Below are 1,392 nucleotides of genomic sequence, written 5' to 3' on the forward strand. Positions count from 1 at the left end.
CCATAAATGGTGAGATAGAAGATTATCAATTTGAGCTTATCAATCAGATTCTCATTAGAGGCATTATTTTTGAAGATAATGCAGCTGGTGGTGGTGTTGCACATGACGGGATTCAAGCAGGAGCAGAAACGGGTATAGGTGGGTTTACTGTACAAGCGATTTATCAAGGTATTACTCAAGGTAGTTATACACCCGGCGATATATTAGCAATAACGAGGAGCCGAGGTAATGGCAGCTATGAATTACTGCTTCCTGTTGAGGTTGCGAGTCAGCCAGTGTTGCTCAACGTTATTCCACAAGCGGTTTGGATTGATATTAGCGAGAGTGATGTTAGTGCGATTAGCCAAGTTCAAAGTAGTAGTGTTACTGATAATCAGATGGTAATTACTGCTAATGCAGGCGATACAATAGAGTCATTAGATTTCGGTAAAGTACGTTCTCCGAGGTTAGAGGCTGATAATTTCACTGAAATTGAGCCTGGGCAGTTTGTGAACTTCTCACATAAGTTAATAACGTATACCTCAAGTGATGTTTTACTCTCTATTGCTAATATGGTTGCTGATCCTAATATCAGTGAATGGAGTGCTCAAATTTATCAAGATGCAAATTGCAATGGTCGGGTAGATAGTGGTGATAATGCGATTACTTCAGTAATTTCAGCAGTAGGTAGCATAGAAGTCTGTATTTTATCCAAGGTATACGCCCCCATATCAGCGCCTCTGAACGCAATTTTTCATTATAATTTAACCGCATTAGCTACGTTTACTGATCCCGCGATTACCAATCATGGGGTAACAAGGTCATTATCAAACACGGATACGGTTAAAGTTTCCTTCCAAGGTGCTGGTCAATTAAAACTAGAAAAAAAGGTCACAAATATAACTCAGGGAACCGAGAAAGGAGTCAGCAATCAGGGAAGGCCTGGAGATATATTAGAATATGAAATCATTTTTTCTAATGTTGGAACCGGGAATATTACTGATATCTCCATTTCAGATGACACTCCCGCTTATACAGAATTAGAGTCAGTAGTTGACTGTAATAATGGAGTGATTCCATCTTCGATTTCATTGTGCAATATAGAAACAGAACATGGTGTTAATAATTCTGGATATCAAGGTAATATAAAATGGATATTATCAGGGGTATTAGAACCAAATTCATCAGGTGTTTTAATATATAGAGTGAAAATAATATAACTATTCTTGTTTTTAATTATTGAAACTTTGAATTAATAAACTATACGGATGTTTCTAATTATATCGATTAAATCTTAAATCTAAGATGGTTATTAACAGTGTTTCTCATATTATTAAATAGATCGTAAGCGTACAAATAATATAAATCTCATACTGATATGCAATGCGGTAATAAAAAATTGCAAATTGAATA

General features: G+C 35.9%; 1 protein-coding gene. It reads left to right on the plus strand.

From position 1 onward, the window contains the following. On the plus strand, positions 1-1,199 hold a 1,199-nt coding region (locus tag I3255_RS14360), incomplete at its 5' end, for a hypothetical protein (RefSeq protein WP_238039428.1). Positions 1,200-1,392 lie beyond the last annotated feature (193 nt).

Source organism: Psychrobacter sp. Ps6 (assembly GCF_022129235.1).
Lineage (GTDB): Bacteria > Pseudomonadota > Gammaproteobacteria > Pseudomonadales > Moraxellaceae > Psychrobacter.